At 54.0% G+C, this 23,445-nt stretch carries 22 protein-coding genes; 14 read left to right on the top strand and 8 right to left on the bottom strand.

Annotation, left to right across the window (positions count from 1 at the left end; genetic code table 11):
* Positions 1 to 380: 380 nt before the first annotated feature.
* The 4 genes from ACYVGC_RS17220 (at position 381) to ACYVGC_RS17205 (ending at position 4,473) form a co-directional block, all read left to right on the top strand.
* Positions 381 to 779: a hypothetical protein gene (locus ACYVGC_RS17220; RefSeq protein ID WP_460585088.1), complete on the top strand. Its 399-nt coding sequence runs from the start codon at positions 381 to 383 to the stop codon at positions 777 to 779.
* Positions 780 to 1,532: 753 nt separating this feature from the next.
* Positions 1,533 to 2,702 carry a hypothetical protein gene (locus tag ACYVGC_RS17215; RefSeq protein ID WP_460585087.1) on the top strand — a complete coding sequence of 390 codons (1,170 nt, stop codon included), beginning with the start codon at positions 1,533 to 1,535 and terminating at the stop codon, positions 2,700 to 2,702.
* A 27-nt stretch (positions 2,703 to 2,729) separates the two neighbouring features.
* Positions 2,730 to 3,524, top strand: a complete 795-nt coding sequence (locus ACYVGC_RS17210) for a hypothetical protein (RefSeq protein ID WP_460585086.1) — start codon at positions 2,730 to 2,732, stop codon at positions 3,522 to 3,524.
* Between the two features lie 37 nt (positions 3,525 to 3,561).
* Positions 3,562 to 4,473 carry a hypothetical protein gene (locus tag ACYVGC_RS17205; protein WP_460585085.1) on the top strand — a complete coding sequence of 304 codons (912 nt, stop codon included), beginning with the start codon at positions 3,562 to 3,564 and terminating at the stop codon, positions 4,471 to 4,473.
* A gap of 44 nt (positions 4,474 to 4,517) precedes the next feature.
* Here ACYVGC_RS17205 and ACYVGC_RS17200 read toward each other — a convergent pair whose 3' ends face one another.
* A complete protein-coding gene (locus ACYVGC_RS17200) occupies positions 4,518 to 5,207 on the bottom strand; it encodes a hypothetical protein (protein WP_460585084.1) in 690 nt (229 codons plus the stop codon).
* Between the two features lie 140 nt (positions 5,208 to 5,347).
* Here ACYVGC_RS17200 and ACYVGC_RS17195 point away from each other — a divergent pair, with 140 nt between their 5' ends.
* From ACYVGC_RS17195 to ACYVGC_RS17150, 10 genes are all read left to right on the top strand, one after another.
* Positions 5,348 to 6,229 carry a hypothetical protein gene (locus ACYVGC_RS17195; protein ID WP_460585083.1) on the top strand — a complete coding sequence of 294 codons (882 nt, stop codon included), beginning with the start codon at positions 5,348 to 5,350 and terminating at the stop codon, positions 6,227 to 6,229.
* A gap of 104 nt (positions 6,230 to 6,333) precedes the next feature.
* Positions 6,334 to 7,269, top strand: a complete 936-nt coding sequence (locus tag ACYVGC_RS17190) for a hypothetical protein (protein WP_460585082.1) — start codon at positions 6,334 to 6,336, stop codon at positions 7,267 to 7,269.
* A gap of 814 nt (positions 7,270 to 8,083) precedes the next feature.
* Positions 8,084 to 8,836, top strand: coding sequence for a ParB N-terminal domain-containing protein (locus ACYVGC_RS17185; protein WP_460585081.1), 753 nt, complete (start codon positions 8,084 to 8,086; stop codon positions 8,834 to 8,836).
* A 400-nt stretch (positions 8,837 to 9,236) separates the two neighbouring features.
* Positions 9,237 to 9,467 carry a hypothetical protein gene (locus ACYVGC_RS17180; RefSeq protein WP_460585080.1) on the top strand — a complete coding sequence of 77 codons (231 nt, stop codon included), beginning with the start codon at positions 9,237 to 9,239 and terminating at the stop codon, positions 9,465 to 9,467.
* A gap of 17 nt (positions 9,468 to 9,484) precedes the next feature.
* Positions 9,485 to 9,901 carry a hypothetical protein gene (locus tag ACYVGC_RS17175; RefSeq protein WP_460585198.1) on the top strand — a complete coding sequence of 139 codons (417 nt, stop codon included), beginning with the start codon at positions 9,485 to 9,487 and terminating at the stop codon, positions 9,899 to 9,901.
* Positions 9,801 to 10,277: a recombinase family protein gene (locus ACYVGC_RS17170; RefSeq protein WP_460585079.1), complete on the top strand. Its 477-nt coding sequence runs from the start codon at positions 9,801 to 9,803 to the stop codon at positions 10,275 to 10,277. Before ACYVGC_RS17175 ends, ACYVGC_RS17170 begins: the two co-directional genes overlap by 101 nt.
* Positions 10,278 to 10,428: 151 nt before the next feature.
* Entirely contained in the window at positions 10,429 to 11,649 is a 1,221-nt protein-coding gene (locus ACYVGC_RS17165) for a hypothetical protein (RefSeq protein WP_460585078.1), read from the top strand.
* Positions 11,650 to 11,882: 233 nt separating this feature from the next.
* Entirely contained in the window at positions 11,883 to 12,566 is a 684-nt protein-coding gene (locus ACYVGC_RS17160) for a recombinase family protein (RefSeq protein ID WP_460585077.1), read from the top strand.
* A 13-nt stretch (positions 12,567 to 12,579) separates the two neighbouring features.
* The gene (locus tag ACYVGC_RS17155; RefSeq protein WP_460585076.1) at positions 12,580 to 13,698 is read left to right on the top strand and encodes a PDDEXK nuclease domain-containing protein; all 1,119 of its coding nucleotides are present in this window, start codon (positions 12,580 to 12,582) and stop codon (positions 13,696 to 13,698) included.
* A gap of 300 nt (positions 13,699 to 13,998) precedes the next feature.
* Complete coding sequence (locus ACYVGC_RS17150; protein WP_460585075.1) at positions 13,999 to 14,925, top strand: toxin-antitoxin system YwqK family antitoxin; 927 nt, start codon at positions 13,999 to 14,001, stop codon at positions 14,923 to 14,925.
* A 72-nt stretch (positions 14,926 to 14,997) separates the two neighbouring features.
* Here the strand turns inward: ACYVGC_RS17150 and ACYVGC_RS17145 are convergent, their stop codons facing one another.
* From ACYVGC_RS17145 to ACYVGC_RS17115, 7 genes are all read right to left on the bottom strand, one after another.
* Entirely contained in the window at positions 14,998 to 15,207 is a 210-nt protein-coding gene (locus ACYVGC_RS17145; RefSeq protein ID WP_460585074.1) for a heavy-metal-associated domain-containing protein, read from the bottom strand.
* 143 nt (positions 15,208 to 15,350) lie between these two features.
* Positions 15,351 to 15,692: a four-helix bundle copper-binding protein gene (locus tag ACYVGC_RS17140; protein ID WP_460585073.1), complete on the bottom strand. Its 342-nt coding sequence runs from the start codon at positions 15,690 to 15,692 to the stop codon at positions 15,351 to 15,353.
* 865 nt (positions 15,693 to 16,557) lie between these two features.
* Positions 16,558 to 17,136: a helix-turn-helix transcriptional regulator gene (locus ACYVGC_RS17135; protein WP_460585072.1), complete on the bottom strand. Its 579-nt coding sequence runs from the start codon at positions 17,134 to 17,136 to the stop codon at positions 16,558 to 16,560.
* 39 nt (positions 17,137 to 17,175) lie between these two features.
* A complete protein-coding gene (locus ACYVGC_RS17130; RefSeq protein WP_460585071.1) occupies positions 17,176 to 20,397 on the bottom strand; it encodes an efflux RND transporter permease subunit in 3,222 nt (1,073 codons plus the stop codon).
* 3 nt (positions 20,398 to 20,400) lie between these two features.
* Complete coding sequence (locus tag ACYVGC_RS17125; RefSeq protein ID WP_460585070.1) at positions 20,401 to 21,549, bottom strand: efflux RND transporter periplasmic adaptor subunit; 1,149 nt, start codon at positions 21,547 to 21,549, stop codon at positions 20,401 to 20,403.
* The gene (locus ACYVGC_RS17120) at positions 21,533 to 22,141 is read right to left on the bottom strand and encodes a hypothetical protein (protein WP_460585069.1); all 609 of its coding nucleotides are present in this window, start codon (positions 22,139 to 22,141) and stop codon (positions 21,533 to 21,535) included. Before ACYVGC_RS17120 ends, ACYVGC_RS17125 begins: the two co-directional genes overlap by 17 nt.
* Positions 22,141 to 23,376, bottom strand: coding sequence for a TolC family protein (locus ACYVGC_RS17115; RefSeq protein ID WP_460585068.1), 1,236 nt, complete (start codon positions 23,374 to 23,376; stop codon positions 22,141 to 22,143). Before ACYVGC_RS17115 ends, ACYVGC_RS17120 begins: the two co-directional genes overlap by 1 nt.
* Positions 23,377 to 23,445: the final 69 nt, after the last annotated feature.

Below are 23,445 nucleotides of genomic sequence, written 5' to 3'. Positions count from 1 at the left end.
GCGGTCACCGCAGCTAGCATAGAAAAAGGAAGGAGGAGCAGTGCGCGCCCTGTCAACACAAATAGCTTGCTTGGGATGAAGGGAAGAGCATTCAGGGTAGGGCTATAAGTAGGTCGGATGGGAGGGCTGGTTGACGCGGCTGCATACACCGAAAAGCCGCGAGGCTAATTTTCTTGCTAACTCCCGGTTATCAAACTTCCAAATCGAAGTGCTTTTAAAAAAGGACACGAAATCGGCCATCTAAAAAATGCGTCTCCAGGCAGCATGGGCACTTTTTGAAACTTGCCTAAAACGGGGCCGTTGGTTAGGAGCCAAAAAAGCCCGCTGCTGAGGCAAATCCTGAGCAGCGGGCGAGGCCGTATTGGGGGGAGCTAAAGCTGATGAAGAAACGTGTATTTTGCGCCGTGCAATACCAGGATTTTGAAAGCCGCTGGCGGAAGTCAGGCGGCGTGGCGCGAGCTAACTACGTGCTGTTTCTGCAAGACTTCTGCGACTTATCGGGCGTACCCCGCCCTTACCCCACTACCGACAGCTCCACCCAGGACACCTATGTGCCAGAGCGGGCTGTGACGTTCAATGATGGGGGCGCCGGGCTAGCCCAGCAAATGCCCGCCGTGCGCGCCATTATCCAGCCGGCAGCCGGCGAAGCCTTGAGCAGCGCCCAAGTAGCACCACGGTTCTGGCGTACCAAAGTTGACAAGGTGAAGCCCCTACTTGATATGCTGGTTATCATGGCGCAGGTTTGTCATATAGAGCCGCAGGATACCTGCGCTGCTTAGTAACCGAGTAAGTAAGGCAGCCTATTGCCAGCACCTGTTAAATCCATACCCACTTCAAGCTGGCTTTTATGTCATTTTATCCAGTTCGCGGCCTGCATGTTTTTGGCTATCAAGGAACGCCTACACGAGTAGGTACTTTCGATGAAGTAGATAAGGCATTCATGGCCGCAAAGAACATAAAATATCACACTGATATTTATATGCAGACCATTTTGGGTAAAACGAACCCGAACCTTATATAACTGCAAAAACTGCGAAAGGCGCATCTGGAACAACAGTACGAATCGCTTGGTAAAACAGCATTTATAAAAAAATGGGTTGAATTTTCCTTTAGTGGAGACGAAGCTATTGGGGCTTCCGCTCTAATTATTGATAATTACTTCCGCATCAATGGAAACGGTTTTGTATCGCGGGCACCAGGCACTGATTCCCGCTCAAAGGAACACTATGAGAAAACCGACTTTGAAATGTGGGATAATAACCTTTATATCAATCTAATATATGAGTCCAGAAGGAAGCAGAAATGGTGGCATACTAAGCCGCAGCCCAACGTGTTAGCCTTTCACATCGATACGCTCAACATAGAAGAAATAAGCGGTACGCTTGATCAGTTTACCTTAAAAACAAAAACGCATATTTTACGCTTTTCGTGGCATATTATTATTGAAGAAAATCTTAATAAAAAATCTAAAAGCAAAACCAGCTAGCTTCTCCCTCTACGCATTGCATTAATCAAAAAAACTAATACATGAAATGAAAATTACTTTTGCTGCCCATGATTTTTTAGCAGAATGTCGGTATTTAAAAGTGGCACTATCCGTTCTCTTCTTAGTTTCTCCTTTACTGGGAAACGCTCAGCGAACTTATAAAATACTTTTATGGAATCCTGCAATATTGGATGAACGGGTGCCAGTTCGAAACGGGCAAGGATATTATGTAAATGGCGGTCAGCAATTCGGTGGAGGTAAAATCATCATTTATCCTACTAGCTTTGCCATCACAACTGAGCGGGGAGCTATTCGTCCTAATATTACGGGGCGTATTACCCGGAAGGAAACGAAGTCCGACCGAGTAACTTATTATAGCAGTACTTCTTGGTTGGTTGTATTTCCGCTTGGGGAAGAGGACAGGCAACAAAGGCAGCAGATTCAATATGATGCTGAGTGGAACCCAACCATGAAGCTGTTTGGGCAAAGGATACTCTTTGTAACATCAAGCGTACCCACTGTCAGTGAGGCTGCTTCGGCGGCGAAGCAGCAAGCTCTTGAACGTAAGTCTGAGCAACAGCAAGCCTACAACGTATTGAAGGAGCAAATTGCAGCAGGCAAAGTATTTAGCGGAGATGAATTAGCCACCTGCCAACGCTTTACAGGCAACCCGCAAAATCTTATTGCCTACTATCAGGGCGTTAAGTCCCAGCAGTTCTTTATTCCTGTAACAGTTGATGAAATCGGGGAGGTGTCGGTAGGAGAAGGGAGCGGAATCACTATTGATTTAACGAAGATTCAACCGTTAATTAAGTTCAGTATCGGAAAAGTAGCTATTGCTCGCGATACGTTTAAAGTTAAAACATTGACCGGACTTCAATTCGAGCCGGATAAATATGCGCGCCAGACGGAAACCTTAGTGGCGACTTATAAAGTAAAGAAGATTCGCAAAGCCCCGTTTTTTGAAACGGCCACTGATGCCACACCGGACATACAGGCTAAGGTTCGCAGCCTCATTAATTTTGAGCAAGTGTTAGCCGGTCGGGCAGATGGAGAATACCAATTTCAGTACCTGGAACAGCAGGTAACAGCTCATATTTCCGTCAAGGGCTCCCTGGGGTGTGAGGCAATGCTTATCGCTTCTCAACCAGTGCCAAAACCACTTTTCAAGTATCGAAAAGTAGAAACATATGCAGATTGGCACGTAGTGCCTTAGTCCGCTTCATTTCTTACATACCCACCTATGCAATCGGAAATAGACTACCATCAATTTGAGTTTACGCCCCGCCAGCGTGACATGATGCTCGAACTAGCCGAGACCACGCGTTTGGAGCTGCGAGAGCGACGAGAGAATGCGGCAGATGAAGAACGGGATTTTCGTGAGCCATTAGAACTCATCGACCAGTTGCTGAACGATGTATCTAAGTTCATCTATCACGTACCGGATACCCAATACCAAAAAATAAGCTTAAGTAAACCGCTGCTTCTGCTACTGGTTTTCCAGTTAATGAGGCGATTAACCCCAAGTGTTTCGGACCCAACCTCTGCGCTGGGTGCGGAGCAGGATGAGCAGCTACGCCTATACTATTTCCTTAGCTTCGGCTTCAACTATCACTTTGCTATGCAGGAGTTTTACGGATATATTGACCAGTTTAGGTCGGCCGAGGAACTAGCGCGCAGCAAGCAGTTTGCCCACCACTATATAAATACCGCAGGTATGAATGAAGTGGCCGTTTTTACCGCTCTTTACAATGCGGCGAACCCCCAGGGTATGGGCTTTCACCAGGATGACCCCCAGAATATTATGGAGGAAGAAGGCGCGAAACTTTACTATGCAATTAAGCCGGTACACGAAGGCGGCTTCCTGTATGATGAAGAAGAAGGTTCTTTGCCAAGTATGTTCGACTATGTAAATGGCCGCCGTATGAAGTTGAGCCGCCGCGATATTGAGCGAGGTTACATTGATGTAACAAACTATGAGGTTGGCAATGGAATTGGTTCGGCGCAGCGGGCGGTTGAGCACTTGCCGCGAATCTGAAGCCAAAACATAACACCTCTACTACCCATTCGTTGATATGCCCACTGGTTCGAGTAAATCCCGCAACTATAAGTTACTTGGGACAAAGCGAGTAGCTGAAATCCTTTTGCCATTTACTGGCAGCGGGGCCGAGTGGTATATGACAGCGACACAGCTATTATCCCGCGAATCAGCAGTTCCAGCTCTAGAGATAGTAGTATGGGAGGCAGGGCATGAACTTGGCCGCTGGCCGCTACACGCGATGGCTTATGGAAGCCTGGTTAGCGGATTGGTGCAACAACCGGAAGGGCCCTTTGCTATTCCACACGCGAAGGGCTTTGTTTATGATGAATACGCCCAGGTGAGTAGCCGCTTAGCAACGGCGGGGCAAGTATTGGCTGAGCTTATTCCCCCATATAATGCCTTGCTATACCGCATGGCCCGCACTGAGCGGACAGCGGGCTTGTCAGTTAGCCAGGTTAGAAGTTGGCTAAAACAGGCTGAGCATACCCTCATTACTACTAAAGGACAGGTTTTACAGCAACTTATGAGTGAAGTTGGCCCACCTCGCTACGCTTCGCATTCCAGTTGCTTGCCCGACTTGCTACCCACCGTGCAGCAAGGAACACAGCTATTGAAGGAGTTTTTAACCAATTCTCTACCCCCTACCAGCCCACCAGGTGCGCGTGAGCGGACTACTGTTGGCGCCGAAGAAAGTAGATGGGATTGGGCGCAGCTAAGCTTCAGGAGGCGCGGAATGTCTTCAGAGCTTGCTATGAAGATGTATGAGTATCTGCCAGAAATAGAAATTGTTTATGGGCCGTATAAATTTCCTGATGAAGAACCAGAAATTGAACCAGACGCAATCCAACCATTAAAAGCTATTGAACAATCCTTAGAAAGCGCAATTCGTACTCAGCTACTTGACATTCGGCAGCGAGTGGATAACTTACTGGCAATCCTAGATTAGTTTCTAAAAGCAGGTGCTGCAACCATCGGCAAAAAGTCACCGCCCTACCATGCCCTGCGTCTGATAAGAGCTTGGTCTGCCTTAAAGGCGCAGGATTTGCAATAAGTGGCCGTATCGGCTAGTGACCGATAGGCCAGTGTAGCTTTTAAGCTGCGTAAAGTGGCTTCGTGTTGAATCTGGTAGTCGTACTCGCGGAGCTTAGCCACGGTATTGAAGCTGGCCAGAAACTCACGCGCCGTAGCCATCGCCGTAGCGTGGTCTGTGGTACGCTGCCTGGCATAATAAGCCCCGGCCACTGGCTGGTCGAAACCCGCGCCCCCAGGTCCACACTTGCCACATACGTAATGCGGGGCCATTGTCGGACGGTGCCGGATGCTGAGCGAGCCGCAGTGGGGGCACATTTGCCGGGGCTCCCCCGGCCCGATGTGAGCGGCCACTTCCTGGTCGGTGAGCTGTGCGTCCACTTCGGGTAGCAGCTGCTCCCGAAGCTGCGCCTTTACAACCTGGCACGTTTCCTTAAAGGTAAGCGTCGGGGTTAAATGCTGTAAGACAAATGGCCCCTTGGTGGTAGCGCACACCGCACAGCTGTCTTGGATTAGCGTGGCCCGTCTCTCTTTCCATTCAGCGGTTTGCCAGACTTTCGGCAGCGACGTTACCCGTTGCAGGGCCTGCTCCCAGGTAATCGTGCCGGCCTCTAAATCATTAAGGATAACGGTAATCTCGGGAATATGCATGTAACCTTCGTACTAAATTCTTAATCAGAACTAAGCTTGCGAGTAGCGGCAAAATTACCAGTGACTACTAAATAAGGTCTAGAGTAATTATAGCCGAGGGGTGCTAATTTGATGCTTTGGAGTAGTACCAGATTTGTTAGATGGAACCAACACAAGAAATAATGAAGACAAGACCACTGAGTATGCAGCGGGTTGCTGATGTATTACAGCAGTTCGCCAGTACTGGCGCGGAGTGGTTTATGTCTCCCGCAAGCTTTTTGGAGGGAGAAATCTTTTACCGGCAGCCTCGCATAGCAGACCTTGTAGTATGGCTAGATGGGCAGGAGATAGGACGGTGGCGACTGCTGCCAATATCGTATGGTAGTTTGGTTACCCGCCATGCCCAAGTACTTAGAGGGACTTTTGCAATTCCTCATGCTAAGAACTATCGGTATGACGAATACAATTTATTAAAGCCGTTGAAGCAACAGGCGCAGTTGCTGCTTGATGCCCTTGTCCCACCCATTAACGCCTTATGGAAGCAGGTTTACGCTCTGGATGATACACCAGGAGTGCCCTTAAGCTTAGCGGAAGGCTGGTGGAACCAAGCCGAGCAAGTACGTGAGAATACGTGGTGGTCACGGTTAAGGGAGCTACAACGGCAGGTAGGTGCTCCTGACTATTTACAACACACCAGCCAACTTGCTGAAGTGTTACCCAAAGCTCAGGAAGGCTTGCAGCAACTTCAGAAATTTCTAGCGGAAGTACCCCCACCAACCGCAGGGGTGTTTACAGATGATAGCAGTGAGTTGACGCTAGGCGATGGTGCGCGCTACCAACTTCGGCATTCGGTATCTCCCAACATCAGTTCAAGTGGAATGTACTTCACTTCAAAATTTGGCCGGGGAGGCTTTGGGGCTACACCATTTGGTGATGAGGAGGAAGTAGAAACGGACATTCCCGCTTCATCTTCCAATACATTACGTGAACAACTACTTGACGTGCGGAATCGCATCGACCAGATTTTAAGTCAACTAGAATAACTCACTGATATTTTCACGCGAAGCCTTGGTTCAGTAGGTTAGCTTGGGAATTAGCAGGTAGTAGGGTTTTGCTAGTGGCAGGCCCTAATTCATAAATTGTACTCATGAGCTTGACTGCCATTCTCCAAAACCCACCTTACGCTAACCTGACTGACTGGCTTAAGTATCATTTTCCTAATAATACTCCAGCAGTTACTGCTCCCATCTTGGTAGCGAAGGAAGTACACCCCAATCTAGACTACTCACGTATCGGAACCGCTTTTGACTACCTCTTTCGATTTCAACTCGAACGAATTAACGCGAAGTTTCAACAGGAACCGAGCCAGTGGATTGCTGAACACGGCTTGGATAGGATGGTGAACTATCAGGCAAGACGCACCAAGCCCGAGTCAGCCACTCGAAGCCACCCTTCGGCTGCCGACTTATTGAGCGTTTTTGAGGAAGCCAAACGCCAACACCAAGCATTTATCAGCAGTGGTATTCTAACAACAGAACTGATAAAGTCCTGCTTATTTTTAGCAAATCTTGACGTGGTTTTCCGTACCGGCAGGACTGATTATGTGCTTAGGCAAGAGGCAGACGAGGAAAAGGCAACTGCTGAAGTCGAACAGGTAAGGAAGCTTTTTCACGCAGTCAATTGGCATCCCTTCCTGGCTCAACGCCAGTGCGTGTTGAACCCAACCTTTGGTCGTGCAGGGGATTTAGTCGGCGGGGCAGATGCAGATATAATCATTGATGGCGTACTGATTGACCTGAAGGTGACCGCGACGCTAAGCGTCAAGCGTTCGCATCTAAATCAGTTAATTGGCTACTATCTGCTTTCGTTGATGTATACCAGAAAATGCAAGCCTATCTACCCCATTCACACGATTGCCCTCTACTTTCCCAGAGCAGACTACTTGGTGAAGATACCAGTCGCCCATTACTTTGATAGAGCTGGTTTCCAACAACGAAAGGCTGAGTTTATCGGCTTGGTTAGGGACCGTAACTTAGACTTAATCGATTGGAAGAACAACGAATACTTATTCAATGATACTTAGGCTGTTAAGTACCGGGTTGACCGCCATGATTTCAAATGCCCCTACTGCCAGGCTGATAAGTACTCCATTGATGCCGCTGGTGAAACGCCCTCAGGTAGATACAGGTACAAGTGCAGGAGTTGTAAGAAAGGATTCAGCACCGCTTTTAGTGCTTACTTATCCATCGAGTCGGTAATTCAGTTAAAAATATTTGAATATAGGTTGCTCTATGAAGAGAAGGATTGTTTACAGAAAGAGCTTCGAGAAGGGTTGATTTTTAAAAAATGAACTTACTCTCCTTGCCATGAGGTAAGCTATCGGTCTACATAAAAAAGCTCTCTACGCAGCAGCGTGTAAAATGACGAAGTGAATGAGCAAAAGCTCGAAGTAGTTGAGCGCTTTTTACAGGTACAAAAATGGCTGGCCTATTCTGCTTTCAAGCGCTACCCTACTACTGTTCTTCGACTACTAGCCCTACCTGCGCCAACGGCCCCAAAAACACCGTTTTCAGGACCGTTTCGCGAGAGGGTTTTCGAACGCGCCTGTTGGGTCAGAAAGTACCGGTTTCCTAACAATGATTTAGAACCTACTTCTTGAGCTACTGAGGCACCCCCTAGGCTAGCTTTTAGCACTTATTATGGGGAGCCTCAGTATGGCGCACCTTTCGGGCTAGGCTCAAGTTGTCAGGTTCCAATGTAACTAGCCTGTTTTTAAAGAAAGTGTATAGAAGAACTGCGCCAGCTTATGCGGAATTTGATTTTCTAAAATAAGACTCAACTTATTAAGTTAAGGCTTTTGTGTTTATAGTATATTATTAAACCAACTAACTTGTGATATGAAATATCTGGATGAAAGTTTTCAAATAAAAAATACACTTGATTATTGTAATTTTATATTTGCAAAACACGGTTTTTACAAAATATTTCCTGGTGTAGAGGACGAACTGGAAAGGTATTCCGAAACAATCAATAAATCCTTAAAAATAAAGGGCCCTATTGATGGATGTCAAATGTTTGGCATTCCAATTTATATGATGGTAGAGGGTGACTTGTATCATTTGCACTGGAAGATTATAAAGCCGGAATTATACAATATAAAACCTGTAATGATTTCAATAGAGAACGATAATATCCACAGCGATCCCGAGCACGTTAATCAAGAAAAAGTGGCATACTATAGTAGGATGGATGTGATACCACCAATTATTATTGCTCGTCACTTTGCGATTAAAAAATCTATTGTTATAGATGGAAATCACAGGCTTCATGCTTTGAAGACAAAGGGTATAAAGCAAGCGAAAGCAATTATTTTAGATCCTAATCAACATATAAATTATTTATTATCAGATCAAATGAAAGCATTATACAAGATGCATCATAATCTATCATTTTTGTTGAGAATATTTGCTGAACCATTAAGTAATTTAAGGTGTTATTCTGATCACAGCTTATCATTAAAATCGTATTATCCTCTTGTAAAGTCGATAAATTTTAGAAAAAGAAATAATCTGCTTTGGTCAGTGTACAGACTACCGAGGTGGTTGCCCAACATCATTGAGAACGTGTTTGGATATCGACAAAAAACCTAAACGTATCCTTAGTAATGCTAGCCCAAAAAAGCGCGCATTTCAGGGCCTAGAGGTAGATAGACGCTGGCTTGTATTGGCATTATTTTGAGGGAAGCTTACACAAGCATGCCTGGCTTTGTAAAGAAACCTGACTCTTCTTTACAAAGCATCCTGACCCATATAAAAGAAAGGGTCGTTTCCTTTACAAAGAGTCGGTAACCGTCGGGGGCTGGATTAGCCGCGGGTAGCAGGCCTAGCTTTCGGTAACACGGGATTTTGGCAAAAGTAAAGAGTCAAGAACGACCATTCTTAGTTAGCAACGCATTCAAAATACGTCCTGAAAACCGCATTTCGGAGTTGTTAAGTGAGGTATTGGAATTGTTCAAAAAAGAACTCTGTTTCGAATAGTAGCTTTAAGGTCATGAACGTACCTGAAGGGGCTAAAAGCTTGCGAAGAGTTATGCGCTTTCGCGGAAGTGCGAAAAGCTTACGCAAAGAGTGGATTGCGGACTTGTTTTTAAAGCATCTATCCAGAAGGAACGTAGACGGGCCGGAAGCTATTCTACTCAACTTTTTAGATGATAAGAATATCTACCATGATGCTGATAGCTTGCGGGGTGTGCTAGACCTACTGCTAGAAAAAAACTTATAAAGGAGATACCCAATACAATGGCAGCTGTCGCCTATTTCGATGCTTTCGAATCTGCTATCCCAGGTAGGATACTTCATCCATCTGCCTGGCTTAGCAGTGTTGAATGGACAATTCAACAATCAGAGATTACTCCTAAAGGAAAAGACTTTATAAAAAAAGGGCAGAAATTGGATGTTGTATGTTTGGCTGAAGCGAAAGCAAATCGGGAGAAGTGGAAGGAGCGATTAATTACACTAGGAATAGCTCTTATCACTGCTGTCTGCGTCACATTGCTAACCGAACCTATCAAGCAGTTTTTTACTGAACGTAAAAAGGACGAGAAAAAAAGTATAAATGAGAGTAGCCCTGTGCACCCGCATCTCGACTTACGACAAAGACCAGAACCCGGAAAACCAGCTAGTGCTACTGCACCGCGAGGCCGAGCGGGCCGGTAATATCCTTGTAAGAAAGTGCATCAATAAGGAATTCAGTGGTAAGGCTAGCCGCACACCGTTCCAGCAGTTGATGAAGAATGCAGAGAAGCGGCAATGCGACCTAGTGCGCGTGTTTGCATTCGACTGCTTCAGTAGCAAGGGTATAGAAGCCTCGTTTGAGCATACCACCCGGCTCGACCAGTGTGGGGTAGCCTTCTGGAGTTCCTGCGAGCCAATGCTCAATACCACTGGTCCAATGGCCACTTTACATAAGGCGGCTATTGCTTGGGCAGCTGACTACCGTAATCAACGCCATAGCGAAAACGTGCGGCTGGGTCAGGTCCGGAAGAAAGCTCAGGTAGGAAAGTCTAGTGAGCAGTACCCGTACGGCCGCTAGCCGGTTACTGGGGATGTGGCCACAGAGGTGCGCGAACTGGCAGTCTAGGACCTGAGCTAATGTAAGATTGCTGAGGCGGCTGGTGAGTCAGTATTCACCGTGCACAACTACTTAAGAGTAAATAAAATATTTTTTTAAGCGGTCAAGTATTATGAACGGAGTGTTTAATAGGAGTATAGTAGAAATTCCAAAAGGAAAACTACTTGCAGGGGGCTTTATTATGCCATATCATATGCCATTGATGAATGGTATGTATGCAGAGCTATTTGAGCAATTGCTGCTTTTTGATAAAGTCAGCTTTATGTTAGGGCCTATTGATAGTACACCCGTAGCTGCTTTGTTTGATAGATTCACGTTGGACGACTTAGAAAAGGCGCTTAGCACTGAAGCTATTGAGATAGTATTACCCAGTGTAATGTCTATTGTCAATACAGGTGCATTTGGGGAAGGGGAAAAGAACCCGGCTCTCCTGAAAAAAGGACCACCAGTATTATATGGCAGGCCTAGTGATTTTGGACCAGAGCGACTTATCACAGAAGCCCTGGCTTACACAAACAAGTTTTTTGAGCGTGACAAAGAAGCAATTGTTAAAATGATATCTCCTTATATAAAATTAGGACCGCTTGAGGATGGTGATAATGCCAACAAATTTGTATTAGAGGCATATAATTCTAATTCGTTAGCTCCAATTGGAATGCCGTTTCAAGGTGACGCCTTCGATTTTGATGTTCCGACTCGAATGAAATTTCAACGTCACGTCTCTGATGTAGAAGATTTACTATTCACAGCGGAAAGGGATTATGGGTTATATAAAATCCCTTCCGTCTATAGTATTGCAAAGCAAACTATAGGCAATATTGAAGATGCGCTAAATGTGCAAAATAGTAATGATAAAATTCTAACTGAGCACTTTCTGCCCAATCTCAGACTGTTATATACTTCTGGCCGCGCAAGTTTTAAGACGGCGATGGCGTTGAGGGATACGCCAGAAAATATCAGATTTAGAGAGTGGCTTCCAACTATTTCTGCCCCTAACGAGCGCGAATATGTGATGAGGAAGTATACAGCGGCTATCGCTAGGCCCATTGGCTATACTGAAAGCTTTCTAGGTAAGCTAGTGAAAGGCCTAGCTATGCAAGGACCCAGTCAATTAGTATCATTGAGCGCTGGTATCGTAGCAGCGGCGGCTGTCAGTGCTACACCAGTGGGCCTGATACCGGGCGCAGCCGTAGCAGCGGGTAGTATAGTAAAAGCTTTAACTGAAGTCACCGGCAACATATACTTAGATAAAGTAGCTGGCTACGTTCTGAATGGATGGACACCTTTTCAGTTTGTAGAGAAGCTTCAAGAAGTGGTTGAAGGCAAGAAGTAAGCTAGGAGAGGTCTGTCAAAGCTGGACTATAGTCATTTTCTAAACGTCCCTCTACAAGGCGTCTCATTGGGAGCTAATTTCTGGTTGAATAAGTCTGCTGTGGCTTGAGCTGCCAGCGTGGCAGCCCTCTTTCAGTAGTAGTTGAGTTTTTTTACATATTGTAAACGAACGTTTACAATATGTAAAATCACTAGCTTTGGGGAGGTTTTGTACTAGTCTGCCCTGTTTGTACCATGTCGGCCCTCCCCGCTGCCAAATTCTACACGCCGTATTATAGAGTTTCTACGCAGAAGCAAGGAACCTCGGGCTTGGGCCTCGATGCCCAGCGTGCCGCGGTGCAGGCCTTCGTTGCCGACTCGGCCCAGCTCCTGACGGAGTACGTCGAAATCGAGAGCGGCAAGAAGAACCAACGCCCGCAGCTGCTGGCCGCCATCGCCGAGGCCCGGCAGGTGGGGGCGACGTTGCTCATCGCCAAGCTGGACCGACTAAGCCGGAACGCGGGCTTCATCTTCGCTTTGCGCGACTCGGGGGTGGACTTCGTCTGCTGCGATATGCCCGACGCCAACACCCTTACCGTGGGCCTCTTTGCGGTTATCGCTCAACATGAGCGCGAGACCATTTCTAAACGCACAAAGGATGCGCTCGCCGCTAAGAAAGCCCGTGGCGCGCAGCTGGGCAGTCCGCAGAATTTTACCACGACCGTGATTGCGCAGGGTCAGGCGGCCATGCAACGCAACGCGCGCGAGCACCAGGCCAACCGGCAGGCGGCACAGTTGGCCGAACTCCTACGGGCCAAGGGGCAGACCTTATGGCAAATTGCGGCCAAGCTCAACGAAGCGGGCTATCGTACCCGGCGTGGGAAAGAGTTTCAGGCCACTACCGTGCAGCGCCTGTTGCCTTCCGTACCCCAAGCTTAACTTTTACTCTGCCATGAATTCTACTCTCGCTGCGCTGACTGACCAGATTGCCCACGTTCATAACAGCACGCAGGTGGCCGCCGTGCAGCAGGTCAACTATTGGCTGACGGCGCGCAACTGGTTAGTGGGTTGGTACCTGGTGGAATACGAACAGCAGGGGAGCGACCGCGCCGCCTACGGCGACCGTTTGCTGGGAGAGTTGGCCCGCGCGTTGCCGGCGCGCGGGGTGCGGGGGCTGGGGCTGACTAACCTGAAGCTGTGCCGGCAGTTCTACCAGACCTACCCTGCTTTGCTGGCGTACGAAGCGGCCACCTGGCAGCAGCTCGGCGTACCGTTACCGGCGGGGGCAATTGGTCAGACAGTGTCCGACCAATTGCCCCCGCCTGCTACCCTGCCCGGCTTGGCGCCGACCTTGCTGCTGAGCCGGCTCAGCTTTTCGCACTTTATTGAGCTGCTCAAGCTCGATACGCCCCTGCACCGGGCCTTTTACGAAGTGCAGGCCGTCAGGAACAACTGGTCGGTGCGCGAGTTGAAACGCGCCTTAGACTCGCTACTCTACGAGCGCACTGGGCTGTCCACTGACAAAGCCACAGTGCTGGCAGCGCACGCCGGCACGCAGCCGCTCACGGTGGCCGACGTGGTCAAAAACCCCTACGTATTGGAGTTTCTGGGCCTGGAGGAGCGGTCCGGCTATCGGGAAAGTGACCTGGAGCAGGCGATTATCGACCATTTGCAGACCTTTTTGGTGGAGCTGGGCCGCGGTTTTTGCTTCGAGGCCCGGCAGAAGCGCATTACCTTCGACAACGAGCACTACTTCATCGACCTGGTCTTCTACCACCGCATTCTGAAGTGCCACGTGCTGGTGGACCTGAAGCTGGGGGCCTTCTCCCACGCCGACGCCGGGCAGATGAACGTGTACCTTAATTACTATAAGGAGCAAGAAATGACCCTGGGCGATAATCCGCCGGTAGGGCTAATTCTGTGTGCCCAGAAGAACGACACGCTGGTTCGCTATGCTACCTCGGGCCTGAGTGAACAAGTGTTTGTGAGTAAGTACCAAGTCAATCTACCTACTGAGGCAGAGTTGCAGCGGGTTATTCAGACAGAGCAGCAGCGGCTTCAGCCAGAGTAGGTAGCCAGGGTATGACAGGACTTTTCATGGCGTTTGTGAAGAACTGTTTAATAAGCGTTCTAAACTCTTCCCGACAAGCCAAGGGGTGCCTTACTTGAACAGAAAACATGCTCTAACATGCTAAATCTGATAGTCCCGACCTTTTGACGAAGGTCAGGGCTATCTATAACACCTATGGTTCCTAAAGTCAAAAGCCAGAGTTTAGAAGGGATTGAATTTACTCGTTAAAGCAGGAAGGGAGCAAAGCCTCAGGCTAAATTTACCAACCAAATTTTCCTGTATCCTTACTGATTCTATTTTATGACGCAACGCTACTTTCTGCCGTTCCTACTCCTTATTATAAGCATCCCCGCGCTGGCCCAGCGGCCCAAGCCGGCGGCCGTGAGCTTGCCCCCGGCCGATACCTTGTATTTCGACCGGGACTGGGAGCGCACCGAAACGCTGGAAGAAGTTTCCTACGCCCGCATCGCCCGCCACGACGCGGCCGGCAAAACGGTGGGGACCGTGCGCGACTACTTCTATCCTTCCTGGAAGAAGCAGTGGGAAGGCAAGATGGCTGCCGAAAAACCCGACAAGCCCACCGGGCTTTGCTGCGGCTGGCACGAGAACGGCCAGGTCAGCTTTCGGGGAACTTACATAAACGGAATACAGCAGGCGGACTTCCGCAGCTGGCAGCCCGATGGCCGGGAAATCAAGTGTGCCGCTCGCCTAATGGAGGCGCTGCCGTTGAGTACCGCCGCCATCCATTGCAGCAACTGTATGCACTCCAGCCGCACGGTGTTCACGGTCGATATTCCGGCTGGCACGGTGGGCGTCGTCTATAAGCTCGACGTGCGCGATGAGGGCCAGCCGCCGGTGTCGTGGTCCACAGCCCTGGCAATGGCGGCGGTGGTGGGCAGCGGCGGCTCGGCAGCTCCGGCCTTGCTGGGCACGGCCGCCTCAGCTCTTACCCGGCAGGGAAATAGTGCCCCGCCCACGGTCAGCACCAAGTGCCACTGGTACATCACCCCCGACCCGGCTGAGGCCAACCAGTTTATGGCCACGAAAGGCACCATCACGAACGCGCAGGCCTGCCTGCGGGCGGCGTCGAACACGCCCCAGGAAACCCGACCACTTACCCTGCCGCCCGGCACGCGCCAGCTTTTCGTGTGCGTGAACAATGACAACTACACCACCGACGCAACGGCCACGCTAAGCGTGAGCGCCTTGGTACAAGCCTGCAAATAAGGCGACTTGCGCTAACAAAAAACGCCCGACTAAGCCGGGCGTTTTTAATAGAGAGTATGATACGCGAGCAGCTTAAGCCGCAGCAATCTCGAAGCCAGCTTGCTTGACAGCCTGCACTACTTGCGCCGCAGTGAGCTGGTCGGAGCTGACCGTGAGAATTTTGTCGGAGTTGGCCGTATCCACCTGCCAGTTGCCGGCCCCGGCCTGCTCGTTGAGGGTAGGCGTCACCGCTTTAATGCAGCCGCCGCAGTTGATGTTGGTTTTGAATTGAAGCGTTTTCATGACGAGTTGAGTTAAGGGACCCACACCGGGCCCGTGTCCATACAACACGCAAAGCTGCGGCCAGAGTAGCACCAGCGGGGTACAGAATTGCGCAGGGGGCTTGCATGATTTCCCGTCATCCCGCCATCGGTGACAAAGCAGGCCTAGGCGGCGGTGCTGAGGCCGGCGCGGCAGGCTTCTTCGCAGCGGCGGCAGGCCTCGGCGCACTCCTTGCAGTGCTGCATGTGGGCTCCGTGCTTTTCACACTCATCGCCGCAGGCCTTGCAGATTTCGGCGCATTCCTTCAGCAGGTGCTGGGCGTGCTCCGAGCCACGGGCCACGAAGCGAGCCAGCAGGGCGCAGATGTCGGCGCAGTCGCGGTCGAGGCTGATACAGCGGACCATCATTTTTACGTCGGCTTCCTGAAGGCAGGCCGTGGCGCAGTGCTCGCAGGAGGCGATGCAAGCGTTGAGGGCATCGAGGAGGGCTTGATTCTGGGTGTGCATAGGGAAGGGATATTAACCGGATGATGAAACAAAGCCGGTACTAACGCTTTATACCCATCGGCTTGACCCTGGTTTTACATCAATTATCCATTTGCTTGCATCATTTGGTCTTCTGGATGACCAAATAAAGTGCGTACTTAAAACCTGATTTCAAGTCGTTATTTCCTAGTGCCTTATCAGTTTTGGTGAATGAAATTTATTTGTAAGCGGCCTTGGCCTGTTTACTCACTACTGCCTACTGTGGTGGCTAGCTTCAAAGCTCAAAGGGCGCCACTCGTTAGTCGATTATCCCTCCTCTACTTTAAGACTAATGAGCATCAGTGACACTAATTTCGGGTAGGGCCGTGGCCCCAGGTGGCATGGCAGGAACGGCAAGCCATTCGTAGGTGGTCTTCCACGGCGTCTGCTGAGCGTAAGGCACTAGCTGATAATGGAACGAGATGCGCTGCCCTGCCTGGTAGTCAAGATTGGCAGGCAGGTTAAACACCTTAACCTGGGAATATAATTTTGCCTGGTAGCCCTCAAGCGTAATCGGTGCCAGGTCTATTATCCACCGGGAGCGTGGGTTTTGCCCCGTCCCATCAAGAGTAGTCTCCAGTTTTACCAGCTGCCCGGTTGTGAAGGCGGACTCAGGGGAAACATCGCCGTCTTTAGTACAGCCAGTGCTCGTGGCTAAGACACTACTACAGGCCAAGGCTAAGAGTTGACGAGCTTTCATTGCGCAGGTAGTTCGATAAAGTGGGAAAAAGCTGGCAGTTCACGGCAGACATAAGGCCTCAAGTAGGCGTAGCACCTACTGCCTGAATCGCGCAAATGTGTTAAGCGAAGAGTCTTTTTATGCTTAATGAGTTGCACGACAGGTGGTTTATTTAACTTCTGGGGGTATATCCGCGTCGGTTTCACCAACCCGCTGCCGGTAGGCCGAAGGCGAGCACTGCGCAAACCGCCGGAACTGGCCGGAGAAGTGCGCTAGGCTGCCGTAGCCCAGCTGCCGGGCAATGCGCCCGATGTCAAGCTTGCCGGCCAGCAGCAGCTTCTGCGCATAGGCGAGCCGCTGCCCCGTAATGTAGCTGATGAGGCTTTCGTGGCCGGGCAGGTGGGCGAAGGCGGCGTGCAGGCGGCGGCGGTCCAGGCCCATTTCGCGGGCCAGCGTCGGGATGAAGTCCCGGTGCCGGAGGGTGCCGGGGCGGTGCAGCAGCGCGGCCACGGCTTGCTTCACCCCGGCGGCCAGCGCGTGCTGGGGGCTTTCGAGCAGCGCGAAGCCGGCCGTGGCCAGGGCGGCCCGAATGCGTGCCCAATCCAGCTCCGCGCCCAGGCCTGCGACCGTCGCGGCCCCCAACCGCACGTCCAACACCCGCAGGCCCAGGCTTTCCAACTCCTGCCGCACCACCCGGATACCCCGCGCGCAGACGATGTGCTTGATGTAAAGCACGCAGCTAGGCATTGCGGAGGCAGGAGGCAGCGGGAAATTCATGGAAAGTCTTTAGCCGGCGGACTGCACCGGGTTCAGGTCGGCTGGGGGGGTAAGGGGCTGGGCGTCCAGCTCCTGCGGGTGGGCATCGAGGCCGACCTCGTGGTGGCCGCGCTGGTACTGGGCCAGGGCCTTTTCGCCGAAGAGCCAGAACACGACAGGCGTCACCACGATGTCGAGGAAGGTGGAGCTGAGCAGCCCGCCAAGAATGACGGTGGCCACCGGGTAAAGGATTTCCTTGCCCGGCGCGTCCTTGGCCAACGTGAGCGGCACCAGGGCCAGGGCTGCCACCAGGGCCGTCATCAGCACGGGTACCAGGCGTTCGAGCGAGCCCCGGACTATCATCTCCTTGCTGAACTTCTCGCCTTCGTGCTCCACGAGGTGGATGTAGTGCGAAATCATCATGATGCCGTTGCGCGAGGCAATGCCGGTGAGCGTAATGAAGCCCACCAGCGAAGCAATGCTGAAGGTGCCGCCCGTGAGCAGCACCGCCACCACCGAGCCAATGAGGGCCAGCGGAATGTTGAGCATAATTTGACCCACCAGCAACCCCGACCGGAAGTGCGAGTACAGCACCAGGAAGATACCAGCCAGCGAGAACAGGCTGAGCCAGAGAATCTTTTGTGAGGCCGACTGCTGGCTTTCGAACTGCCCGCCGTAGGTCAGGTAGTAGCCCGCCGGCAGCTTCACCCGCTGGTTGATACGGGCCTGCACCTCCTTGACGGTGCTGCCCAGGTCGCGCCCGGCCACGTTCATCGAGATGGTGATGCGTCGCTGGGTGTTTTCGTGGTTGACGGTGTTGGGCCCCGGCTCGTAGCTCACGTCGGCCACCTGGCTCACCGGAATCAGGGCCCCGGACGGGGTTTCGATGCGGGTCTGGGCGATGGTGGCCACGTCGTTGCGCTGGGCTTCGGGCAGCTTCACAATGAGGTCGAAGCGCTTTTGCCCATCCAGCATCTGCGATACCACGTCGCCCTGAAACAGGGTTTCCAGGGTAGATACCACCTGGCCGCGTTCCAGGCCGTAGGCCCGCAGGGCGGCATCGCGGGGGCGCACCAGCAGCTGCGGAATCTGCACCTGCTTTTCGACTTGCAAATCCACGACGCCGGGCACCGTGCCGGCGGCCGTGCGCACCTCGTTGGCGTAGCGGCGCAGTTCCAGCAGGTCGTTGCCGAATACTTTGATAGCGACCTGCGCCCGTACCCCGCTCAGCAGGTGGTCGAGTCGGTGGCTGATGGGCTGGCCGATGTTGACGTTCACGCCCGTTATCAAAGCCAGGCGTTGGCGCAGGTCGGTAAGGATGGCCTCCCGGCTGCGCATGGTCTTACCCTCCTTTTTCAACTCCTCGGGCGTCTTGAAGGCCACCTCGATTTCGGAGTTGTTGACCGATTCGGCGTGCTCGTCCAGCTCGGCGCGGCCGGTGCGGCGGGCGGTGTAGGCCACTTCGGGCAGCTGCAAAATCTGCTCCTCGCCCAGCGTGCCCAGCTTGTTGGACTCGTTGAGCGAGGTGCCGGCCGGGGCCGAGAAGTTGACCGTGAGCGAGCCCTCATTGAAGGGGGGCAGGAACTCGGTGCCGAAGAAGGGCACCAGCGAGGCGGCCAGCGCGAAGAGCAGCCCGGTGAACGTGAGCACCACTTTTGGGTGGGTCAGGCCCCAATTAAGTAGGCCGGTATCCTTGCGCTTAAGCCAGCGCACTAAGCCGCCCTCGTGCTCGGCGGCCTGAATCTGCTTCATCTTGGGCAGCAGGTAGTAGCAGAGTACCGGCGTCACGGTGAGCGACACGAACAGCGAGGCCACGATGCTGGTGATGTAGGCAATGCCCAAGGGGGCGAAAATGCGCCCTTCCATGCCTTCGAGCGCAAACAGCGGCAGGAACACCAGCACCACGATGATGGTGGCGTACACAATAGAATTGCGCACTTCCGAAGAGGCAGCGTAAATCACCTGCAAGGCCGGCTTGGGGGTGGGCAAGTGCTGGTTCTCACGTAGTCGCCGGAACACGTTTTCCACGTCCACAATGGCGTCATCCACCAGCTCGCCGATAGCAATAGCTAGGCCACCCAGCGTCATGGTGTTGATGCTGATGCCCGCGAAGCGGAATACTAATGCTGTCACCAGCAACGACAACGGAATGGCCACCAACGAAATGAAGGTGGTCCGCACGTTCAGCAGAAAGGCAAACAGCACGATGACCACCAGAATGGCCCCGTCGCGCAGCGCTTCTTCAACGTTGGTAATCGACGACTCGATGAAATCAGCCTGTTTGAACAGGCGCGTGTTCACTCGCACGTCCTTGGGCAGCGAGGGCTTCAGCTCGACCAGCGCCTTTTCCACGGCCTGGGTTAGGCCCACCGTGGCGGTGCCGGGCTGCTTCTCGATGCTTAGAATAACGGCGGGCTTGCCGTTCACGCTGCCGTCGCCGCGCTTGAAGCGCGCCCCGAAGGCCACGTTGGCTACCTGCTTCACGCTGATGGGCGAGCCTTCGCGGTAGCCGACGATGATGTTCTCGATGTCGGCCACCGAGCGCAGCCGCCCTAGGTTACGAATGAGGACTTCCGAGCCGTTGCGGTCGAAGAAGTTGCCGGTGGTGTTCAGGTTAGAGCGGCGCAGGGCCTCCTCTACCTGCGTCACGGTCAGGCCCGTGGCGTTCAGGCGGGGCATGTCGAGCAGCACCTGGTACTGTAAGTTGTCGCCGCCGATGGGAATGACCTGGGCCACGCCCGGAATGCTGAGCAGGCGCTGGCGCACGGTGTAGTTGGCCAGCGTGCGCAGGTCGGCCGCGTTGGTCTGCTTGCCCCCCGACAGGCCCACTAACATTATCTGGCCCATTACCGAGGAGATGGGCCCCAGCACTGGCGTAATACCGGTGGGCAGCTGCCCGCTGACGGTTTGCAGCTTTTCGGCCACAATCTGGCGAGCGGTAAAAATGTCGGTGCCGTAGTCGAAATCCACGAAGACCAGGCCCAGCCCGATGGCCGAGTTGGAGCGCACGGCCGCCACGCCCGTCGCCCCGTTCAGGGCTGTTTCCACGGGCAGCGTCACCAAGGCCTCCACTTCTTCGGGGGCCATGCCGGCCGCTTCCAGGAATACGGTCACGCGGGGCCGGTCCAGGTCGGGTAGCACGTCCACGGGCAGTTGGCGCGCCGTGTAGGTGCCAGCAATGAGTAGGCCCACGGCAAAAGCCAGCAGGAGCAGGCGGTTTTGCAGGGCAAAACGAATGATTTTATCGAGCATCCGCTATTGGTTGAGGTAGATGGATTTAAGCTGGTAGGTGCCCACGCTTACCACCCGGTCGTTTTCGTTCACGTCGCCGCTCAGCAGCACCGTTTGCTCGCCATTGGCGGCACCCGGCTGCACGTAGTGTATTTTGAAGGTTTCGGGGTCGGTGTGCACGAAGACCACCGGCTTGCCATTCAAATCGGTCAGCGCCGAGGTGGGCACCACCAGCTGCTTTTTGCCGCCGCCGCTGCGGCCCAGCACCTGCACGTTCACGGCCTGGCCCGCCCGGAACAGGTTGGTGCCGGTGGGGTCGAGTTCGAGCACCAGCTGGCGGGCCTGGTTCACCGGGTTTACCACGTTGCTGAACACCACCAGCCGGGCGGGTACGCTGCCGGTCTGGCCTTGCAGGCCTTCCACCTGAAATTGGGCCCCAGCGGGAATCTTGTCCAAGTCCTGGGCAAACACCTGGGCTTCGACGCGCAGCTTGCCGGGGTTGAGCACCCGAAACAGCTCGTCGCCTTGCGTCACCTGCTGGCCTACGGCCAGGGTGAACACGTCCACAGTGCCGCTGATGGGCGAGGTGATGGTAACCCGGCGGTTGCTGGCCTGCCCATTCAGGATGCCCGCGTTCTGGCGGGCCTGACGCAGGCGCAGCTCGGCGGCCACCACGTCCTTGCGGGCTGCAATGTCGGCAATGGTTTGTAGGCGGGCGTAGTCCTGCTGGGCGGCGCGCAGCTCGGCCTGGGCGTTGGCGCGCTCGGTGCTGAGGCCGATTTGCTGGGTTGCGTCGAGGGTTTGGTCAACAACGGCCAGGGCCTGCCCGGCGCGCACCGGTTGGCCTACTTTGGCCGAAAGGCTGACGATGCGCCCGGTCTGGGGTACTACTACCCGGCCTTCGCCGCCCGCTGCCGCCGAAACGGTGCCGTAGAGGGTGAGCCGGTTGTAAGTATCGGAGTAGCCGGCCAGGGCCGTGCGCACCCCGAACAGGAACTGGCTTTCTTTGGGCAAGGCCACGGCGTCGGTCATCGCCACACCAGTTGAGGCGGGCGCGGCCCCGCCGTGGTCTTCGCCGCCGTGCGCCCACAGCGCGGCGGGCGGGGGCAGCAGCACGGAAAAGGCCAGGCCCAGGGCGGCCGTAGCGGCGAGATACTCATGCGTGGTTTTCATAAACAGCGGGCGTTGAAGTGGGGACCACCGCGGCGGAGCGGCGGCGCATAACCAGGGCGGTGACGGCAATGCCCAGCGCGAACGCGCCGAAAAGCAGCAGCACCGTTTTCCAGGAGCCGATGAGGGCGGGGGCCGCCAGGGCCGGAGCCGCCGCCACGGGCAGCAGCTTGCCGACCTCGATGCCCGAGAGCAACATCAAGTCGGCCTTGTCGCCGGCCACGATGTTGACGGCCAGGCTGTATTTCTTATCGGCCGGAAACATGCCCTCGACCAGGTAGGCCCCCGGCGACTTTTCGCTGACGGCAAACTTGAGGTCGGCCGCTTCGGGACAGGTCACCGTCAGCTTGGCCCCCTTGATGGGGGCGTTGGTGGCGTAGTCCGAGATAAAGAGGCGCAAGTCCGCGTCTTTCCCCTTGGCCAGGGGCTCGAAGCGCAGCAGCAGCTCGAAGCTTTCGGAGAGCGCGGCTACCGAAAACGTGGTGGCCACCGCCCCAGCCGAGGGCTTGGCCGCGTCGCCGTGGTCCTCGCCGCCGTGGGCGCGGGCCCCGGTAGCCAGCAGCAGGGCCAGCAGGAGCAGGAGAAGGTTCTTCATTATTGTCCCCGCAGGTAGTTAAGTGCAACGATGGCCTGACGGTAGTCGCGGATGGTGGTCAAGTAGGTATTCTGAATGGTAAAGGCCTGGTTGAGGCTCTGAATCAGCACCAGGTAGCTGATTTCGCCGGCCTTGAACAGGCGCTGCGACTGGCTGATGATGGCCCGCGACTGGGGCAGGCCGGTTTGCTCGTAGTAGGTGAGCGAGGCGGCGAACTTGCGCGTGTCGGCCAGGGCCTGTTGGTACTGGGTGCCGAGGTCGAGGCGCTGCACTTGCAGCTGGGCCTGGGCGGCCTTGCTGCGCGCCGTAGCCGCTTGCAGCTGAGCGCGGTAAGTCCAGAACCAGATGGGCACCGACGCGCCAAACTGGAATCGGTAGCGGGTGGGCGAGTCGCCGTAGGCTTGGTTTTGATAGCCTACCGTTAGGGCCGGGGTGCGCCGGGCGCGCACCAGGCTGATGCCCGACTGGCTCAGGGCCACGCTCTGGCCATAATAGGCCAGCGTGGGGCTTAGGGCCACGGCGGCGCTGTCCTGGGTGGGCAGCGTACCCAGCAGCTCCGCGCCGGCGCGGGCCAGCGCGGGGCCGGTCTGGCGTAGGTCGGCATCGGCCGTCAGGTTGGCTTCGGGCTGCCCGAGCAGCAAGCCCAAGCGCCGCTGGGCCGAGCGCTGGTCCACTAGGGCCTGGTCGAGCTGGTTGCGCACCTGCCGGGCTTCGGCTTCGGTGCTCACCCGCTGCAAGGCCGTTACCTCGCCGGCCTTAAATAGCCGCTCGGTGGCCAGTTGCAGCGTTTGAAACAGGCTGTCCTGGTAGGTGAGCTGGCGCACCTGGGCTTCCGCAAATTGCAGGCTCAGGTAGGCCTGGCGTACGTCGCGCCGTACGGTGGCCCGATTCACGTCGAGGCCCCGCTCAGCGAGGGTAATGCCGGCCTGCGCGGCCAGCGCCTGCCGGCGGTACACGGTGGGAAAGTCAATGGTTTGCACCACGCCGGGCGCCCACCGCTCGCCCGTAGGCGCGGAGAACAGAAAGTCTGGGTTGGTGGGCGAAAAGCTGCCGCGCTTAAGGGCGCGCTGCTCCTCAATTTCCTGCGCCGACTGGCGCAGGCGCGGGTGCCGGCGCAGGGCCTGGCGCTCGGCGCTGTCGAGGCGAACGACGACTTGTTGCGCCCACGCCGGCCCGGCCAGCAGCAAAAGCAGCAGGAGCGCAGGCAGGCGGTTGCGAGGGAGAAGGTTATTCATGGGCGTTGGGTGGGCCGCTAGCCCAGCCGCCGACGAGCAGCCAGCGGGCGGATGGGTAGGGGACCGGGA

The sequence above is a fragment of the Hymenobacter arcticus genome (genome assembly GCF_054779975.1).
Note: the sequence above shows the minus strand (reverse complement) of the source record. Positions and strands in the feature narration are given on the sequence as shown.

What these genes read in the sequence shown, in the direction of transcription:
- ACYVGC_RS17220 (WP_460585088.1), top strand. Translation starts at nt 381, where the DNA reads ATGAAGAAACGTGTATTTTGCGCCGTGCAATACCAGGATTTTGAAAGC.
- ACYVGC_RS17215 (WP_460585087.1), top strand. Translation starts at nt 1,533, where the DNA reads ATGAAAATTACTTTTGCTGCCCATGATTTTTTAGCAGAATGTCGGTAT.
- ACYVGC_RS17210 (WP_460585086.1), top strand. Translation starts at nt 2,730, where the DNA reads ATGCAATCGGAAATAGACTACCATCAATTTGAGTTTACGCCCCGCCAG.
- ACYVGC_RS17205 (WP_460585085.1), top strand. Translation starts at nt 3,562, where the DNA reads ATGCCCACTGGTTCGAGTAAATCCCGCAACTATAAGTTACTTGGGACA.
- ACYVGC_RS17200 (WP_460585084.1), bottom strand. Translation starts at nt 5,207, where the DNA reads ATGCATATTCCCGAGATTACCGTTATCCTTAATGATTTAGAGGCCGGC.
- ACYVGC_RS17195 (WP_460585083.1), top strand. Translation starts at nt 5,348, where the DNA reads ATGGAACCAACACAAGAAATAATGAAGACAAGACCACTGAGTATGCAG.
- ACYVGC_RS17190 (WP_460585082.1), top strand. Translation starts at nt 6,334, where the DNA reads ATGAGCTTGACTGCCATTCTCCAAAACCCACCTTACGCTAACCTGACT.
- ACYVGC_RS17185 (WP_460585081.1), top strand. Translation starts at nt 8,084, where the DNA reads ATGAAATATCTGGATGAAAGTTTTCAAATAAAAAATACACTTGATTAT.
- ACYVGC_RS17180 (WP_460585080.1), top strand. Translation starts at nt 9,237, where the DNA reads ATGAACGTACCTGAAGGGGCTAAAAGCTTGCGAAGAGTTATGCGCTTT.
- ACYVGC_RS17175 (WP_460585198.1), top strand. Translation starts at nt 9,485, where the DNA reads ATGGCAGCTGTCGCCTATTTCGATGCTTTCGAATCTGCTATCCCAGGT.
- ACYVGC_RS17170 (WP_460585079.1), top strand. Translation starts at nt 9,801, where the DNA reads ATGAGAGTAGCCCTGTGCACCCGCATCTCGACTTACGACAAAGACCAG.
- ACYVGC_RS17165 (WP_460585078.1), top strand. Translation starts at nt 10,429, where the DNA reads ATGAACGGAGTGTTTAATAGGAGTATAGTAGAAATTCCAAAAGGAAAA.
- ACYVGC_RS17160 (WP_460585077.1), top strand. Translation starts at nt 11,883, where the DNA reads ATGTCGGCCCTCCCCGCTGCCAAATTCTACACGCCGTATTATAGAGTT.
- ACYVGC_RS17155 (WP_460585076.1), top strand. Translation starts at nt 12,580, where the DNA reads ATGAATTCTACTCTCGCTGCGCTGACTGACCAGATTGCCCACGTTCAT.
- ACYVGC_RS17150 (WP_460585075.1), top strand. Translation starts at nt 13,999, where the DNA reads ATGACGCAACGCTACTTTCTGCCGTTCCTACTCCTTATTATAAGCATC.
- ACYVGC_RS17145 (WP_460585074.1), bottom strand. Translation starts at nt 15,207, where the DNA reads ATGAAAACGCTTCAATTCAAAACCAACATCAACTGCGGCGGCTGCATT.
- ACYVGC_RS17140 (WP_460585073.1), bottom strand. Translation starts at nt 15,692, where the DNA reads ATGCACACCCAGAATCAAGCCCTCCTCGATGCCCTCAACGCTTGCATC.
- ACYVGC_RS17135 (WP_460585072.1), bottom strand. Translation starts at nt 17,136, where the DNA reads ATGCCTAGCTGCGTGCTTTACATCAAGCACATCGTCTGCGCGCGGGGT.
- ACYVGC_RS17130 (WP_460585071.1), bottom strand. Translation starts at nt 20,397, where the DNA reads ATGCTCGATAAAATCATTCGTTTTGCCCTGCAAAACCGCCTGCTCCTG.
- ACYVGC_RS17125 (WP_460585070.1), bottom strand. Translation starts at nt 21,549, where the DNA reads ATGAAAACCACGCATGAGTATCTCGCCGCTACGGCCGCCCTGGGCCTG.
- ACYVGC_RS17120 (WP_460585069.1), bottom strand. Translation starts at nt 22,141, where the DNA reads ATGAAGAACCTTCTCCTGCTCCTGCTGGCCCTGCTGCTGGCTACCGGG.
- ACYVGC_RS17115 (WP_460585068.1), bottom strand. Translation starts at nt 23,376, where the DNA reads ATGAATAACCTTCTCCCTCGCAACCGCCTGCCTGCGCTCCTGCTGCTT.